Source organism: Acidobacteriota bacterium, from assembly GCA_040752675.1.
Classification (GTDB): Bacteria; Acidobacteriota; Polarisedimenticolia; order JBFMGF01; family JBFMGF01; genus JBFMGF01.
Genome location: JBFMGF010000011.1, coordinates 6,312 through 23,499 on the forward strand (window position 1 = coordinate 6,312; position 17,188 = coordinate 23,499).

General features: G+C 49.0%; 15 protein-coding genes, 1 tRNA gene and 1 pseudogene. 7 read left to right on the forward strand and 10 right to left on the reverse strand.

Annotated elements, in window-relative coordinates; all coding sequences use genetic code 11:
* Positions 1-2,603 (reverse strand): M14 family zinc carboxypeptidase (locus AB1756_01590; GenBank protein MEW5806038.1); only part of this gene is annotated, 2,603 nt, incomplete at its 3' end.
* Between the two features lie 272 nt (positions 2,604-2,875).
* On the opposite strand from AB1756_01590, the gene AB1756_01595 reads away from it, so the two are divergent.
* A tRNA-Phe gene (locus AB1756_01595) sits at positions 2,876-2,951 on the forward strand.
* Positions 2,952-3,027: 76 nt separating this feature from the next.
* Here the strand turns inward: AB1756_01595 and AB1756_01600 are convergent.
* The 5 genes from AB1756_01600 to AB1756_01620 form a co-directional block, all read right to left on the reverse strand.
* Positions 3,028-5,865 carry a S8 family serine peptidase gene (locus AB1756_01600; GenBank protein ID MEW5806039.1) on the reverse strand — a complete coding sequence of 946 codons (2,838 nt, stop codon included), beginning with the start codon at positions 5,863-5,865 and terminating at the stop codon, positions 3,028-3,030.
* Between the two features lie 351 nt (positions 5,866-6,216).
* Positions 6,217-7,107 carry an aminotransferase class IV gene (locus tag AB1756_01605; GenBank protein MEW5806040.1) on the reverse strand — a complete coding sequence of 297 codons (891 nt, stop codon included), beginning with the start codon at positions 7,105-7,107 and terminating at the stop codon, positions 6,217-6,219.
* A 453-nt stretch (positions 7,108-7,560) separates the two neighbouring features.
* The gene (locus tag AB1756_01610) at positions 7,561-8,226 is read right to left on the reverse strand and encodes a nucleotidyl transferase AbiEii/AbiGii toxin family protein (GenBank protein MEW5806041.1); all 666 of its coding nucleotides are present in this window, start codon (positions 8,224-8,226) and stop codon (positions 7,561-7,563) included.
* 13 nt (positions 8,227-8,239) lie between these two features.
* Positions 8,240-8,461, reverse strand: a complete 222-nt coding sequence (locus tag AB1756_01615) for a hypothetical protein (protein MEW5806042.1) — start codon at positions 8,459-8,461, stop codon at positions 8,240-8,242.
* A gap of 164 nt (positions 8,462-8,625) precedes the next feature.
* Positions 8,626-8,814, reverse strand: a complete 189-nt coding sequence (locus tag AB1756_01620) for a hypothetical protein (GenBank protein ID MEW5806043.1) — start codon at positions 8,812-8,814, stop codon at positions 8,626-8,628.
* Between the two features lie 452 nt (positions 8,815-9,266).
* On the opposite strand from AB1756_01620, the pseudogene AB1756_01625 reads away from it, so the two are divergent.
* Positions 9,267-9,341 (forward strand): annotated as a pseudogene (locus AB1756_01625) (hypothetical protein).
* A gap of 96 nt (positions 9,342-9,437) precedes the next feature.
* On the opposite strand, the gene AB1756_01630 reads toward AB1756_01625, so the two are convergent.
* The gene (locus tag AB1756_01630; protein ID MEW5806044.1) at positions 9,438-9,626 is read right to left on the reverse strand and encodes a hypothetical protein; all 189 of its coding nucleotides are present in this window, start codon (positions 9,624-9,626) and stop codon (positions 9,438-9,440) included.
* On the opposite strand from AB1756_01630, the gene AB1756_01635 reads away from it, so the two are divergent.
* The 4 genes from AB1756_01635 to AB1756_01650 all read left to right on the forward strand — a co-directional run bounded on the left by AB1756_01635 (position 9,575) and on the right by AB1756_01650 (position 13,703).
* Entirely contained in the window at positions 9,575-9,790 is a 216-nt protein-coding gene (locus tag AB1756_01635; GenBank protein MEW5806045.1) for a hypothetical protein, read from the forward strand. The two genes, AB1756_01630 and AB1756_01635, sit on opposite strands and share 52 nt — an antisense overlap.
* Positions 9,791-9,930: 140 nt before the next feature.
* Positions 9,931-11,223: an efflux RND transporter periplasmic adaptor subunit gene (locus AB1756_01640; GenBank protein MEW5806046.1), complete on the forward strand. Its 1,293-nt coding sequence runs from the start codon at positions 9,931-9,933 to the stop codon at positions 11,221-11,223.
* Positions 11,220-12,437 (forward strand): ABC transporter permease, encoded by a 1,218-nt coding sequence (locus AB1756_01645; GenBank protein MEW5806047.1) that lies wholly within the window; start codon positions 11,220-11,222, stop codon positions 12,435-12,437. The genes AB1756_01640 and AB1756_01645 overlap by 4 nt, the downstream gene beginning before the upstream one ends.
* A 30-nt stretch (positions 12,438-12,467) precedes the next feature.
* A complete protein-coding gene (locus AB1756_01650) occupies positions 12,468-13,703 on the forward strand; it encodes an ABC transporter permease (protein ID MEW5806048.1) in 1,236 nt (411 codons plus the stop codon).
* Between the two features lie 59 nt (positions 13,704-13,762).
* On the opposite strand, the gene AB1756_01655 is transcribed toward AB1756_01650, so the two are convergent.
* From AB1756_01655 to AB1756_01665, 3 genes are read right to left on the reverse strand one after another with little or no spacing between them, the layout of a single operon-like run.
* Positions 13,763-14,530, reverse strand: coding sequence for a TatD family hydrolase (locus AB1756_01655; protein ID MEW5806049.1), 768 nt, complete (start codon positions 14,528-14,530; stop codon positions 13,763-13,765).
* Between the two features lie 17 nt (positions 14,531-14,547).
* Positions 14,548-14,892, reverse strand: coding sequence for a GNAT family N-acetyltransferase (locus AB1756_01660; protein ID MEW5806050.1), 345 nt, complete (start codon positions 14,890-14,892; stop codon positions 14,548-14,550).
* Between the two features lie 44 nt (positions 14,893-14,936).
* Complete coding sequence (locus AB1756_01665; GenBank protein ID MEW5806051.1) at positions 14,937-16,121, reverse strand: aspartate aminotransferase family protein; 1,185 nt, start codon at positions 16,119-16,121, stop codon at positions 14,937-14,939.
* A gap of 69 nt (positions 16,122-16,190) precedes the next feature.
* Here AB1756_01665 and argC point away from each other — a divergent pair, with 69 nt between their 5' ends.
* Positions 16,191-17,069, forward strand: a complete 879-nt coding sequence (argC, locus tag AB1756_01670) for an N-acetyl-gamma-glutamyl-phosphate reductase (GenBank protein ID MEW5806052.1) — start codon at positions 16,191-16,193, stop codon at positions 17,067-17,069.
* Positions 17,070-17,188: the final 119 nt, after the last annotated feature.

The window sequence follows — 17,188 nt, forward strand, 5'->3', positions numbered from 1 at the left end:
ACGGTAAAGGTGTAATGCGGAGAATCGGACTCTGCGGTTACCCCCGCCGCAATATCGGGATAAGTGGCGTAATTGTTATTGATAGTAACTCCAGTAGAAGTGGTTGTGAGGATACCTGAAACAGCGGTGGCTGTTGAGTCCTTCGTATTCCTCACGGTGACGGCCATGGTTACAGTCTCGCCGATGTCTATCTCACCATCGCCATTCCCATAGCTGGAGTTGGAATCGTTGATTGTATGGCTGTAATATTTAACCTTTCCAGCAGAGCTCGGGACCTCCTCTCCGCAGATGGTGACGTCATCGATATAGAATCCGCTCTTGGACGAGTAGGAATCACTCTTAAGCCTGAAGCGGATGTAAACGAGATCCTCCTGATCCGCGATGCTTGAGACGTCATACCTGTACTCTTCCCACTGCGTATCTCTCCCAAACCCCTTCCAGATTTCCTGGAAGTCAACGCCATTGGTGCTGATCTCGATTGAGGCGAGGTCGGCTCCCTCCTCGTTGTTCAGCCATCTCCAGAATCGTAGCTCTGCATTTCTCAACCCACGTAGATCGTAGGCAAGAGTGGTCAGTTTGTAGTCCGCATTGTTCCCGTAGTTCCCATCCAGGTTGGTTCCGTAAACATTCGTCCCCGTATGAGCCGAAGGAGGACCACCGCTTGCTCCTGCCGGAGGTCCAAATTCCCAGCCAAGCGAATCACTGTTCTCGATGGTCCACCCCGGGTCGGATTCCAGATATTCAGCAGCGAATGGACACGATTCAAACCCTTTTGTTACCCTGACCATAAATGAAGTTTCGGATCGACAGAGTGTCTTGTTGGATGTAAAGGTCAGCGTGAACGGGATCTCATGTCCATCGAGGGCTTCAGAAGAAACGTAAATCTTGAAATGATTCGAGAGCGATTCCGCGGTCCCTCCCGCCGGAATGTCCGGGAAAGTTGCAGAGGAATCGAGGATCGAGACATTCGGGTCGCTGCTCGAGAGCGTTGCCGTAATCGCTCCAACGTCTCCCCCCGTGGCATATATCGTCACAGGCATATCGACGGTCTCTCCCGGATCGGCCTCGCCGTCGTTGTCCTGATCGGAATCGAGGATGCGGTGAGCATAATAGTCAAGGTCGAAGGAACCTTCGGGAACGAGGTAAGCATCCTTCAACACTGAAGCGAATCGGATGTTAACCGGCCATTTCTGCGAATAATACCCCTCCTTCCAGAAATTGATATGGAATTTGTCAGGCTGGGTTATCCACTGATAGCGACCATGTTGAGGCTCACTCGTTCTCGTCGATTCGCCGAACGAAAAGACGACCTCATCCAGCGAAAGATTGGCAGAGATCGGACTTCCAGCGCAGGCATCGTATGTGTGACCGTAGATGCTTGAATCGTCCATTCTATTCAACAGATACTGCCATCCTGCACGGTTTCTGAAAACGGTGGAATCCCTCCATGTCTCATAGTCAGGCTGAAAAGACTGGTTCACCTCGATAGTCACACCATAGGATCCCATTTCTCCGTAAAACCAGTCGTTCATCTCACCATCTACAGCATAGAGGAGCTCCCATCCAGTTCCATTGGCGTAGTAGCCAGTCCCGGCATCATTGAACAAGCGGGCTCCCATATCCGAGCTGATCTCACGAAAGACCTTCTTTTCGTGGGGTGATGGATAGACGTTGGTGCAACCGAAGGGATGGATGACAAGCTCGCTGTAAGAATGGTAGGAAAGGTTGACCAAGGGTCGGTGGTCCTGGGTGAGGTTCATTATTCCCTGTGTTTCCGGCTCTGAAGCAGGGGAGGGTCCCCTGTATGTATCGCTTCCTGTTGAGCCACTCGAACCATTGCAGCCTCCCCACTTAAATGGATAGTTCCTGTTGAGATCGACGCCGTATGTCCCGTCGCCGTTGTTTCTCCTGTTCTTTCTCCACATGTTATCAATGGTAAAAACATAGTTGGAGCCATCAGGGTTATGCGTCGGCAGCACCCAGATCTCCCTGTTGTCAACCCAGTATTTGACTTCCTGATCTGTTGAGTACCTGGTCAGGAGATAATCAATGATATCCATGGCTATTTCAGGGGTCATCACTTCCCTTGCATGGTGCTGGGCCACAAAGAGGGCGGCTGCTTCATCCTCTTCGACCGTCACGTTATCGGATATCTTCATAGCCCACGCCGGTCTCCCTTCCTCAGTCGTGCCATACTGAAACTTTTTCGCCAGGGCCGGGTAGGCTGCTTCATATTCGTTGAGCTTCTGCTCAATCTCGTCGGGATTAAGATAATCGCTCAATCCCAGAATTTCTTCGGTCGTGGGGGTCAGATCTCTTACGATCTCCGTCGTGAACCCTCCTGCGATCAGGTTCAGATAGGTCGGATAATCTCCGATGATATCAACCGTGTTTTCCTTGACGTTGATCCCTGCCACATCAAGCTGATACCCCGCAAGGAGAGGGATCTCCCTCTCTTTATCTAAGATTGTCACTCTCAGAAGGAGAGGCGGGTTGAGGAGATAATCCTCTTCCTGGGTGTAGACATATTCCTGCAAGCTAAAAGCTATGATGAAGAAGATAAAAACTGCTGCTAACGTTTTGAATCGCCTCTGGCTGTTCATGAATGACCTCACTTTCAAGGCTCCATCCCTCCGCAGGTATGGCCCTACTACCTCTCTAAAAGGTTTTATCGCATTACACTCCTGCATTTGTGCAGAGTCTGACAATCTTTTTTATACGCTCGTAATATACAAATGTCAATATAACAATTCTTATGGATGGAACCTTCTCAACAATTCACCAAATCGAGAAAGTGCGATGACAAATCACAGGAAAAGTGGTATCCTATAGCAACAAAAATGAGGTTCCGAGAGGAACTTTAGAGATTGCGAGTGCCTAGGTAGCTCAGTCGGTAGAGCGCAGGACTGAAAATCCTGGCGTCGGCGGTTCAATTCCGTCCCTAGGCACCATTTTTTATCCTCTCCTTAGAAGATTTTCCATTAAGAGACAGGAAAATGTTACTTCATCGAGCGAGAGATTTTTCAATCAATCTGTTTCGGTACCGCCGCCGTTTTCTGCCACGACTTTGTAATAATGACTGTCCAAATCGTCGAGTTCCTTCAGGTCGAGATAGAATGTCGCCGTCGCCGATCCTAACTCCGCAAAACCTGTGTCGGGTTTATCAGAACGGTAGATCCTGTACAGCGTGGCGGCATCATGAGTGGCATCCGTGGGCGGTGCCTGCCATTCCAGCCTGACGTTGTTTTCCTCTTTTGTGACTTGCAGCGTATCTCCAACCTTGTTGGGTGGATTGGCAGGAGGAGCCGTGAACACATCGCACTCATAATGTGTTCCGTAGAATCGGACATCATCGATCAGCCCTTCAACGATGATATCTCCTATCGGAATGCCCCAGCCACTCTCCTCCACTACGCGGACTCGTATCCTCATCTGTGAGGATGGCTGCAGGATGCTTGAAACATTGAGGCTCTTTGACAGCCATTGATTTGACATCCCCTCAACTCTTTCCAGGATGCTGTAGCTTGAGCCGCCGTTGTTCGAAACCGCCAGCTCGAAAAAGCTCGAGTCATACTCATCCGACTTGACATGATAGAACCAGCGATTAAGATCCAGCGTCATGATCCCCGCACCCGTGGCATCGAAGATTGGAGACTCTAAAACGGCAGCACCTCCATCCACATCTCCATCCCCTGGCTGAAACTTCCCGGACGGCCTCGGATTTCCTGTCACCCAGCACTTCACGCCAGGAGAAGCCGTCGTGTCATCCTCAGGCTGGACCAGTCGACCTTCGGAATCCTTGACCTCATAGGGGTCCTCTCTTACCCAGATCCCTGCTGTTGCCGTCCCGCTGACTGCCCATCCCTTATCGGTTTCCATGTCATCCTGGAAGAAAGTAGTTTCAGTCTCCTCTCCCACCCTCACTGAAAATCCCGTGTGAGATATGGCACCACTATCGTGGTGGATCTCCATTTTGAATTTGATAAGCGCTCCACATCCCTCATTGACCGTAATCGTGAAATGCGGAGGCTTGGACTCGGCCGTCGCCTCTCCCGCGATGTCCGGATAATAGGCAACTTTATCCCTGATGATGACCCCGGTATTTTTCGTGGTGAGAACAGCCCAGACATTGGTTGCCGGAGTCGTCTCCTTGTTACGCAACGTGACCCTGATCGTGACCGTTTCTCCAAAGTCGACGTTTCCATCGCCATTCCCGTAGTTTGGATTGCTGTCATCAATGGTGTGACTGTGATAGGTGATCTTCCCTGCCACCTGATTAACCGCTTCATAAGCATCCACGCGCCCGGAACCATACTCGTTGTCTTTCCCTGGAACACCCAGATCAACCGCAGTCTGCTCGAGAACTTCCTTGATGTCATCCGGAAAGAGGGTTGGATCGGCGGATACCATCAGTGCGGCAGCCCCCGCCGTGTGCGGTGTTGCCATCGAAGTCCCGCTTTTCAGAGAGTACCCGCTGCAGAAGTTGTGCGATTTCGTATCCACACCCGGTGCCGAGACATCTGGCTTGATGAGACCGGGTGGATAGGGATAATCGTTGTAAGGATCCACATCCTGCCAGGTTACCGGCCCACGGGATGAGAAGCCAGCAATTTCATCGTTGCAATCCGTGGCTCCCACTGTGATGACCCTGGGAACATCTCCGGGTGTTCTCACGTTATCGGGTTCATTACCGCTTCCCTCGTTCCCGGCTGCTATAACCATAGCCGTTCCCATCTCGATCGTATTTTCGCAGTTTGCCCTCCAGGTGGCGCGGTCGGGGTTCTGATTATGCGGCCAGCCGAGACTCATGGAGATGAGATCCGCGTTGTTATCAGCCGCATACTGCATGGCGTTCCAGACATCCACCTCATCTGCAAAGGTGACGCCTACACGAACGACCATGATCTTCGCACCATGTGCCATTCCGGCTTTGGTCCCGGACGTCCCATCGCCGGCCACAGTTCCCGCGACGTGAGAACCATGCGAGTTCTGGTCATCTGGATTGTTGTTCCCCAGATCGAAGTTCCAGCCGACGAAGTCATCGATGAAGCCGTTGCTGTCATCGTCGACGCCGTTCTCGTCGTCGGGATCCATGATGACCCCATCATGATCGAGGTCCTCCCCTGGGTTAACCCATATCTGATTCACGATGTCGGGATGGTTGAGGCATACCCCTGTATCTATTACTGCCACGACTGCCCCGTCTCCGGTGATTCCGAGCAGATCCCAGACATCGGGAGCTCGCATCAGCTCGACGCCGCATTCGATCTCAAGAGGCTCTGCCGCTGGAGCTGCTGCCGGTATCCCCTGTGATTGCAATGCAGCGGAGGAATTTGACGACGCCCGGGTGTGAAGAAAGACATCGCGTTTGGGATTGTAGTTAATGTACTTTACATCCGGTCTTCCGGCAATCTCCTCGATAATGGCTCTCGTCGTATCGACGCCAATAACGTTGCTGAGCCAGAGCGGCCTGATCCTTCTGGCATGGCCTCCCTGCTTCTCACGTTCCAGGATTGAGAGGATGGGAAGCTGCGACCTTGAGGCTACTTCCTTCAAGCGCACCGAAATGGCTTTCAGACGCTCAGCCTTCGATTTCCCCTGACCAAGAACGAGGATCTCGCTTCTGGAAACTTGCTCCCTGAGAACTATGCTGATGGGAATGATCGCATCCTTCTGCGCCGATCCCATTACCAGAGGCAGTTCCCCTTTCAGCTTGGGAAGGATGACTGATGATATGGAGCCATTCTTCGGCTCAGGGCTGCCAGCACCCTCCGCAGCACCCGCTGCCTGCAAGCCGCTGATGACTTTAAGCAAAACGAGAAAAGCTATCGGAAAAAACAATACTGCATTCAAATTTTTTCTCATAACGCCCCCTTGTCACAGATGATTCAAGATTTTCATGAAACCTCACATCTAAGATCCAAGAGATGTTAAGTCCTCAACATGCAATCGTGAAAACGCATATAACAACATATAGCAGGATAATACTGAGGAAGCATCCCTCATTGGATAAATTGCATATATAAATATGATTTTTATTTATAGCGTCGGTCTTTTGAAGCCGGTAGTCCGGAATCAGCAACAAACATTCCAAATATACACCTATTAAAAAGGCGAGTCAATTTCCTTATTCTCGCTTCATCGAGTGGAACAGGCCATGAAGAAAGACGACGATGAACCAGACGATGAGGAAGATGAAGAAAGCCTCGATAAAAATCATACCTGTCTCCTGAGGGTTGAATTGATCTTCATGATTTCATTGTGGATCGCTCTTCTATAGAGGTCATGGAGCGTCCTGGTCTTTTCTCCGGGGATTCCGTTCCCGATTCTAATCTTCCCAATCTCTACGAGAGAGATAATTTCCGCCAGTGAGGATGTCATGAATGCCTCATGGACATCCTTGATTCTCGATACTGCCACCTTCCCCTCGTAGATTTTGAACCCGCTTTGACTCGCTATTCGGATAACCTTTCCCCTCGTGATCCCGGAGAGGATCCCCTGCCCTGGAGAGGGAGTGTATATTACCTTCCCCTTGATGAAGAAGAGATTAGAGAAAGCCCCCTCACAGATATTCCCTTTCTCGTTTAAAAGAATTGCCTCATCGAAACCCTTTCTATTTGCCTCCATTCTCGCCAGAAGATTCTCCATATAATTAAACGTCTTCATTCCCGAAAGTCGCGACCGGCTATTCTTCCTCCATCCAAGGATGATGGCTCTTCCTCCTTGTTCGTGGATGTCTGAAGCGTAAGGAATCTCCCCGGAAACTATAACGGCGTATCGGCTGATCTCAAACGAGGCATCGTTGACTGGAAAGAGGATCTTGACAGATCCTTCCTGAATGGAGCTTTCATTGATCGACCTGTAAATCGTATTCTTCAGTTCTTCACGGGGGAGATCACACTTCAGGCCGAGGATGCTCATTGACCTCTCAGCCCTTTCCAGATGTTCGTCAAGAAAGGGAACAACCGACGAGTAGACCCTCATAGTCTCAAATAGTCCCATCCCATACTGGACAGCGTTAGAGGAAAGCGGGAGCAAAGCCGCGCCCAGCGGCGATGGATTCCCTCTCTCGAAGAAATAGATCGTCTTTTTTCCGGATTCAATCATGCTGATCACTCAAGTCAATTGCCCAATCGAGTCATCTATCAGCGATGCATCATACAGCCTATTCAGACAGAGCGCGGATGGCATTTCGCATTTTATCAAATCATTGTAAGCGAGGAAATGTTCCTATGGAAGAAATTAAGGATAAGAATTTCGTTTTTTCGCTTGCCGCTCTTTTCCCTCTCTGTTGGATGCTCGGCTGTGATCAACTTACGCGATCATCATATTCTTGTAGAAAAATTTAATGGATATGAAAAAATCGTTTCATTCTAATGGATAAGATTTTCCTCTTTGCACTTGGCAGCGCTTGGCTCTGTTTTCCCTGTTTATCCATGCCATCATTAATGTAAACTCCTGTTAGCATATGTCTTTAGAAAAATGATTGTCAGGAGCGAACAAAGGAAGAGAAAGATAGAATCGGTGATCTATTCTTGAGTATTTCTGACGATAGATTCACTACACCTTCCCATCCTTGTTTTCTTCTTTGATTTTATACATCATGTCCCGGGCAAGATTTAAAAATCTACTCTTTAATTCTCCAGCATCTAATTTCACAAGCATATCGACAGGCCATTTTTCTATGTCATCCGGAAAGGCGTCAACTTCCTTGAGAGCCATGCTGAACCAATAAAGATCAAATCCCGGATCTTTCTGTTTTGCTATCGTGATCAATTCTTCAATCGGTCTTGTCTGGAGGATGAAATACAGGTCCACAGCATCCCGTTGTTGCCACCTCCCGAAGAAGGTGAGAACTTTATCCACAATGAGATCCTTATAATCATTGACATTTACGCCAAGACTGGAAAGATGTGGCTCCTCAAATCGAAAGGGGGAATCATAGGCAAGATGCAGACGGATCTTTTCTCCTTCTCTATTGACTTCCAGCTCGACGAACGATTCAAATCGGCGAATAATATTGAATGAGTATTCTTGCATTGACAAGTTTTCCTCAACGATCCTGGAAAAGGGAATGATTAAGTCTTTTTCAGAAGTGAAGAAATCCAGGTCAAAAGAGCGACGATGCCCCAGATAGAATTCAGCCAGAGCTGTACCACCCGTCAGATAAAAGAACGAAGCATCACGGAGCTTACCGAATTCTTTCAGAAGATTCTGCTGAATCACCGTTAATGTCCCCTTACCTTTTAGTAGATTCAAAGTAAAACTCCCAGAACTTTCGAACTCTTTCAGGCAACTGGAGAACTGGAAGAAGAGTTTTGACCTCTTCCCAGTCTAATTCAGCTATATCCTCAGCCCTTCCTTTGGATAGGACCTCTCCAATGTACCACTTCCTTTGCCAGGGATCATTAAGATCGATCTCTTTATTCGTTGACCATACGATGTATCGCTTGGGCTTCATTATATATATTCCTCATTATCGTTTTAATTTTACCAAATAAGGTTAATGTTGGTTAGAATTTCTTTATAAAGGATTCCTATATTAATTTCTCAATATGAATGCGACCTTCTAAGGCATTTGAGAGGATTTTTGTCATGACGCCGCAATATGCCTACTTTATTGCATCAAGCACCTCTTACGGCATCAACCCGTCCTATCGTTTCGAACATTTTCGTGATGGATGCCCTGTCAGCAATATCAACCTTAATCACAGATTTGCTGAAGCTCACCGGAATCACCTCGTGGCGATTCCCGATAGCATGCATGATAGCTCTTTCAATTGTTCCAGTTGCACCGATGAGAATAACTTTCATAGCTTGATCCTCCCTCATAATAGCTATCAGCCGTAAAAAGATATCCTGAACTGCACTCAATTCAGTATAGCATCGAACCGCAGTTTTATAGATAATTGCTAATGTGTCATCTGTCACATTAGTCAAATTCTCTATGGATTTATCTTAACTTTTCTGCTAATCTGCCACTCTATATCCTGAAAATCTGTACGAGATATGGAAGTCATTGGCAGAAGAGTAAAGCCCTTCTTGAAGAAAGCTGAAAACAGAAAGCTCAAAACCTCAGTCCCTCCGGCAAAAAAAAGATAAGCGCTACGCACAAATCGCCTGATTTGACATTGGAACAATGGCAGATAGAGCTCCGGCGGCAATACGCGATTTTGCAGAGCTTCAAAATCAAGAACATTGGCAGCCATCCGGTTTTCTCGGAATTCCTCGTCACGAATCCGGCAACAAAGCGTACCTATCGAGTGGTGATACGCGGTGATGGGCTTGGCCTGAATTATTGCTCCTGTCCCGATTTCGCGGTGAACACCCTGGGAACGTGTAAGCACATTGAATTCACTCTGGCACGATTCAGAAAGAACCGGCGCACTTGCAGTATGCTTAAGAATGGTTATCAGCCTCCTTTTTCGGAAGTTTATTTACTTTACGGCTCCAGGCGCCTTGTGAAATTCTCTGCGGGTTCTGATGCACCGGCAGGACTTCGCCGGCTGGCTTCCAGGTATTTCGATGGCAATAGCGTCCTGCGCGATAAGACTTTCTCCTCTTTGGAGAGCCGATGATGGAACCTGCTCATCCTTTGCAGCCTCTTCTTGAGTCGGCCGCTTCATTTTTAAGGAATCTTGGAACTCTGGTCGCTGCGTCTGGAGGAAGCGGGAAGAATCGCAGTTTCGGTTTGGTCGAGAAGGATGAAAAAACAGGACGATCTTACTTGAAGATTCCTATTCCTGATGAGAATATGTTGAAGGAGGTTACCGCTGCACTTGACCTTTAAATGTCAAAACTTTTGAACGTTACCTAATATTTATGTTGTTTGGTGTAAAGCTGTTATGAGAACAAAGAGGAAAGATATTCGTATAATCATCTAAAAAGGATTCCTGAAGATCAGAACTATGAAAAGGAGATCATAACTTCATGAAAAGGAGAACGAAAATCATCATCGGATCAATCGTGGTTGCAATCATAGCCGCAGTGGTTATCGTTTCGATTCAGTACAGCAAGCCGAAGGGGAAGCAGGTACGCACGACGAAGGTCGAAAAGAAGAATCTCACCTCCCTTGTGACCGCCAATGGGACGATTCAGGCACGAACAAAGGTCGAACTCTCAGCCAACATCATGGGGCAGATCACAGAGCTCAACGTGGAGGAGGGAATGCGGGTCAAGAAGGGCGATCTTCTCCTTGTCATCGATCAGACCCGCTATGCCGCGGCGGTTGATTCTCGCAGGTGGGGCCTTAAAGCTCTTGAAGCAGAGCTTGTCCGGTCCCGCGAAGCGACGGCACAGGCGAGACGTGATCTCGAACGGATCGAGCGCCAGTTCCATGAGAAGATCATTCCGGAAGCCGAATACGACCGTGCGAAGAGTCTCTATGACCAGAATATGGCAACAGAGGAACGGGTGGAAAGGCAAGTGGCTCAGGCGAAAGCGGAGCTGGCGGCCGCCGAAGATGAGCTGACAAAGACGGAGATTCGCGCTCCCATGGATGGCATCGTGACCCGCCGCAATGTCGAGCGTGGTGAAGTTGTGGTGACCGGGACGATGAACAACCCCGGCACGGTCCTCATGACCATCTCTGATATGGCGAGTGTGGAAGCGGAGCTCGAGGTGGATCAGACCGATGTTCCACTCCTGCGCATCGGTCAGAAGGCCTCAGTCTTGATCGATGCTTTTCCTGATACTTCCTTCCCGGGAGTTGTCTCGGAGATTGGAAGCAGCCCCATCCAGGGTTTATCAGCCCTGGGAGGCTCAGCCACGGGTACGGACTACAAGGTCAAGGTTGCTCTCACCGAACACCCTGAACAACTCCGCCCGGGTCTCACCGTCACGGCTGACATCGAGACTGGCAGGCGAGAAAATGTCCTTGCCATCCCGATGGGGGCTCTGGTCCTCCGCGATGAAGAGGAGAAGAATCTGCCCGATGCGAAGGGAGAAGAGCGCCAGGCTACCGAGGCTGGAAAAATAGAATCGGTTGCCTCCCGCGCGCGGGATGTGGAGGGAGTTTATATTGTCGAGAATGGAAAGGCTGTCTTTCGCAAGGTCAAGACCGGGATCAAGGGGGAACTCGATGTTGAAGCACTGGAAGGTCTCAAGGAAGGTGAGGAGATTATAGTTGGTCCTTTCAGCGCGCTGCGTGAGCTGAAACCCGGGGATAAAATCACCGTGAACAATACTCTCGGAGCTGGGGAATCTAAGGAAGAATCGAAGTGATCACACTGGAGATGTTCCGGATCGCACTGGAGTCGATCCGTGCCCATAAGATGCGATCGTTCCTGAATCTGCTAGGGATCATCATCGCCGTCACGACGATCATTGCAGTGATCTCCGTGGTCAGCGGTTTGAACGAGTATGCTGCTAACATCATCAACCAGCTTGGACCGAATACATTCATCATCACAAAGTTCGGCATCATAACGAGCCGCGAGGAGTTCCTTCAGGCGATGAAGAGGAAGGATATCACGCTTGAAGATGTCGATGCAGTGCGCCGCCTCGTTCCGAAAGCAGTCCGTGTCTGTCCGCGTGTCTTTTCGCAACAGGCTGTTTATGCCGAGGGGAGCCGGCTTGCGGATACCTTCTTTGTGGGCACGGGACCGGAGATGCCCTGGATGGTGGGGATGGAGCTCGATGATGGGCGCTACTTCACGGATGTGGAAGATCGTGCGGCGCGCCCTGTCGCTGTGGTCGGCTGGGATGTGAAGGATCAACTTTTCCCCAATGTCGATCCGATCGGGCGCTTGATCAAGGTTTCCGGTAAGCCATTCCGGATCGTCGGTCTGTTAATCCGCCAGGGAAAAATCTTCGGTCAGAGTCAGGATCAGGTCGTTCTTGTTCCTTTCTCTTCGTATGAGAAAGCGATGGGAAAGAGCCGCAGCATCGATATCTTCGTTGAGGCCCCTGATTCGAATTCTATCCCTTCCGTCATGGAAGGTGTCCGAACGGTCATGCGCTCGAGGCGAGGAACTTCCTACCGCGATCCCGATCCTTTCGATATCATCGATGCAGAGGCTCTGCAGTCTTTCTGGCGGCAGATCACCTTCTTTGGATTCGCGCTTGTGATCTGGATTGCATCGATATCGCTCCTCGTTGGGGGCGTTGCCATTGCAAACACCATGTTCGCTTCGATCATGGAACGCACTCAGGAAATCGGCATCCGGAAAGCCATTGGCGCGAGGCGCCGAGACATCAGGCGCCAGTTCCTCTTTGAAGCCATGACATTGTCAACATTTGGAGGGATCGTGGGAATTGGTTTTGGCTGGATAGCCTCGAAGCTGGTGGAAGCTTACACCCCGTTTCCGGCGAGGGTTAGTCTCTTTCTCATGACGATAGGTCTTGTCGTGTCCGTTCTTTCAGGCCTCCTCGCCGGATGGGTTCCTGCTCTGAGAGCATCCCGCCTCGACCCTGTTGAAGCGATACGATCAGAATAAAATAAGACAATGACATTACGCAGACACCTGATGGCGAGATTCGAAAACGCCGCTTCGGCGTTCAGATACATGAACATGTACAAACTGCGATCCGCGCTGACATGCCTCGGGATCATTATCGGAGTTGCCACCGTCATCGTCATGGTTTCTCTGATTCAGGGGTTCAATCAACAGTTCATCGCTTCATTCCGGAGCTTTGGCGCCTATCTTGTACAGTTCCAGAAGCTCGAGGCAGATTTTGGTGGTCCTCCTCGGGAAGAGGAGCGGCTCCGTCCCAATCTGACTCTTGATGACGCTGAAGCGATACGACGATATGCCTGGGCAATCGCTTATGTCTCTCCCGAAAGATGGCATTTCAGTGATATAAATGTTCGTTACCGCGACCGGCGGGCGACAGGAGCGATTGTCGGCGGTGTTACGGCCGTGTATCCTGAGGCCAATAGCCACTTCGTTGGCCGGGGTCGGTTCTTCACACAGGGAGAAGAACTCCACTCAGCGCAGGTGGCGGTGATAGGCAAGGGAGTTGCCGAAGCTCTCTTCCCTCGATTGGATCCTCTGGGCAGGATGATCTCAATCAATGGCCGCCCCTTTGAGGTCATCGGCATATTTGAGCAGAAGGGCTCCTTCCTGGATCAGGGCGGTGCCGATCAACAGATGGTGATCCCGATGGGAATCTTTGACCAGATCTGGCCCGAAGCAAAGAAAGACTATGGATGTGTCATCGCCACGGTGCCGAAGAAGCCCGAGTGGGTTGAGCTGGCCATCGAGCAGGGGACACAGATTCTGCGAGACCGGCGGGGTCTGCGATTTGACCAGCCGAACAATTTTGCCATCCGGACTCCCGACCGGTATATCCGGACATTCCGTCAGGTCACAGGAGGAATCAGCACGGCGACTCTCGTCATTGCGGGGATCAGCCTGGTTATTGGCGGGGTGGGCGTGATGAACATCATGCTCATGAATGTGAAACAGCGCACTCGTGAGATCGGAATTCGTAAAGCTTTGGGTGCGAGGAGCCGAGACATCCTCCAGCAGTTCCTGACGGAGGCTGTCACTCTATCTCTGGCTGGCGGTGCGGCTGGAGTTATGGTTGGAATCGGGATAGCCCAGCTTGTGGGGTATGCAAGTCCCTTTCCGGCGAAGTTCTCGATTGAGGCGATCATGGCTGGACTTGGAGTATCGGTTCTGGTGGGTCTCTTCTTTGGAACTTACCCGGCCTGGAAAGCCTCACGCCTCAACCCGATTGAATCCCTCCGCTACGAATAAATCTGGTTTCTCAAGCTCTGAATCTTTGCTTGCCCGATTGCGTCATATTTTCATAAAACTCATTTGATCCCCAAGACGTTTCTCGCATTCCGGGAGGTCCATTGATCAAGCTCCTCAAAGGTGGAAGAAGGAAAAAGTTCCACCATCTTTTCTAAGACCAATTTCACCAGTTTTGGTTCATTCCTTCTCCCCCGGAAGGGTTCTGGTGTCAGATAGGGGCAATCGGTCTCAATCAGAATGGAATTGAGAGGAAGTTTCTTCACGACTCCGGCTGCTTTTGAATTTCGATAGGTCAGAGTTCCATTGAAGGCAAGATGGAATCCCAGTGAGAGGGCTTCCCTGGCGTCTTCCTCATCGCCGGAGAAGCAGTGAAGAATCCCAGATTTTTCTCTTTTGATGAAGTACTGCGAGAGGATTTCCAGTCCCCTTTTATAAGCATTTCGAATATGGATGACGATGGGGAGGTTGAGCCGCAGCGCTAACTCGATCTGCTCACGGAAAGCTTTCATCTGGCTCTCCTCGGAGGAGAGGTTGCGGTAGAAATCCAAACCGGCCTCACCGATGGCAACCACTTTTGGATGAGTGGCGAGTGTTTCAAGCTCCTTGAGCGCCTCCTCATTCCATCGGGAGGCGTTGTGAGGATGAAAGCCCACTGTGGCATAAATAGATTCGTAAGCATCTGCCAGAGCAATCGACTTCCGTGATGATTCCAGGTCTATCCCGATGTTGATGATGGCTTTGACACCTGATGAAAAAGCCTGCTCAATGACCTTTTCCCTGTCCTTTTCGAACTGAGGAAAGTCAAGATGTGCATGCGTATCTATCATAAGTCTACCAAATTATTCTAAGACAATGTAGACGTAGAGGAACTGGTCGATGATCTTACCATCTTGATGGCGCTTCGAAGCATGCGCCTTTCCAGCAAATATCCGGCTTTCTGCAATACCCGGCATGAAGCATGATTCCATTCAAATGGAAGGGCGTAAATGCGGGCAAGTTGGTGCTTCTTGATGGCATATTCGGTTACAGCCTTGAGTGCCTCCGTCATGATCCCGCGATTCCAGAACGGTTCGCCGAGCCAGTAACCTATCTCGGCTGAAACGCGCTCCACATCACGATGAAGACCGAAGGCAATGACTCCGGCTGCTTGGTCATCAACCACAATCGCAAACCGTGTCTCAGGTTCCATGGACAATGATTCCCTGATGATTCCATTTTTTAATAGTGAATGAATCATGCTTTCGTTGATGATTTAAATGCTTCTCGCAATACCCTGATTGTTTCTTCAATATGCTGTTCGTTGATGATTAAAGACGGCAGGAAACGTACCACATTCTGATTTGTGCAATTCACAAGTACGCCTTGTTCTCGTACAGCAGCAACAATACTATCGCACTCACGGGTTAGCTCCATTCCTACCATCAAGCCGAAGCCTCGAACGTCTCTTACAAGAGTTGGAAATTCTTTTTTCACTTCGAGAAGTTTCGATTTCAAGATTTGACCCATCTGATTGGCGTTATTTATGAGTCCGTTTTCCATAATCTCTTGAAGCACAACGACTCCTGCTGCGCATGCGACAGGGTTTCCTCCGAACGTAGTCCCATGTACACCTGGCTGTAGAACATCAGCAACAATAGCACCGCCTAAGATTGCTCCAAGCGGTAGTCCTCCGCCCAACGGTTTTGCGATGACAACAATATCGGGTTGTACATCGTAGTGCTGGAAACCGAACAACCTTCCTGTTCTCCCCAACCCAGATTGAATCTCATCGGCAATGATGAGAAAGCCATATTTTGCTTTTAGATTTTTTAGTTTCTCAACAAGGTCGGGTGAGGCAAGACATATCCCACCTTCACCTTGAATAAACTCCAACACAACTGCGAGAGTACTGTTATTGATTGCGGAGTGTAACACTTTGAGATTATTGAATTCAACAATTCGACAATTTGGAAGAAACGGTGCGTAACCGTCGCGATACTTCGGTCGATCCATAATGGAAAGTGCACCCATCGTGCGACCATGGAAAGCGTTGGAGAAAGAGAGGATTTCTGTCTTTCCTCGTTTTGAGCCCCACTTTCGAGCAATCTTAATGGCACCCTCAATAGCCTCTGTTCCGCTATTTGAGAAGAATACTTTTGGGTAGCCTGAATACTTGACCAGGAGTTCAGCTAATTGGATTTGCGGTTCCTGGAGGTAATAATTGGAAAGGTGGATATATTTGCGACTTTGTTCCTCGATTGCCTTTAGTACCTTGGGATGTCCATACCCAAGAGCATTTACTGCAAGTCCTGCAAACATATCAAGATAGCGCTTTCCATCTTTGGTGTAGAGATAGACACCTTTCCCCCTCTCGATCTCCAAAGGGATGCGCTTGTAGGTGTGGAAGAAGTACTTGGATTCTCGTTCGAGAGCATTCATTGGTTAGGTTCCTTCTAAGAAAATTTTTTTAAAAAGCACTTGCATAATAATACAAGATGATGTATTTTTATGCAAGTTCAAATTGAATTGATTGAACTTTTTATGATCAGTGTTTCTATTGTTGGTGCTTCTGGTTATTCAGGTGCGGAACTCATCCGCATTCTCTCTCGCAACACCAATGTCTGTATAAAGAGCGTCATAGCTGCAACCTCTGTCAGCAAAAAAGTTGCTGAACTCTATCCAGTATTCTCAGGTCTTACGGACTTGGAGTACCAATCCCTTGAGGATGAAGCACTTACCGCAGTCGATGTTATTTTCGCTGCTTTACCCTCCGGTGAATCAATGAACATCGTTCCACAATTACTTGGCAGAGGCAGTCGCGTCATCGATCTGAGCGGAGATTTCCGTTTACCATCCTCAAAGCTGTATGAGGAATATTACCAACACCCTCATACATCACAGAGTCTTTTGAATGAGGCTGTGTACGGATTGCCCGAACTTTATCTGGAAGAGTTAAAACATGCACGACTTGTTGCAAATCCAGGATGTTACGCTACCAGCATAATTCTTGCCATTCTCCCCGCACTACAGGCGTCAATCATCTCAGCCTCTGATATTATTATCACTTCACTTTCCGGTGTTTCCGGCGCGGGTCGATCTGCAAGTCTTGAGTTAAGTTTCTCTGAAGTTAACGAAAATATTCGTGCCTACAAAATTATTCACCATCAGCATATACCGGAAATTCAGGCCGTACTGAGTATGGAAACGTCGCAAAATGTTCAAATATCCTTTGTCCCACACCTTGTCCCACTGACGAGAGGAATATACACGACCATCCATGCAAAGCTCGAAGTTGCAATAACAGAGCCTGAAGTTGTCAAGATATATGAAATGTTTTATGACAATGCTCCTTTTGTGCGGATTAAACGGCAAATCCCTCAAACCTAGTTTGAGCGATTTTTAGCATAAGAAATCCCACCCAATGAGTTATACTGTTGATATGAAACAAAAAACAACAGACAGCAACTTTGCTGTCCTTAACCCATAGGGTGGGAGGAAATCATGAA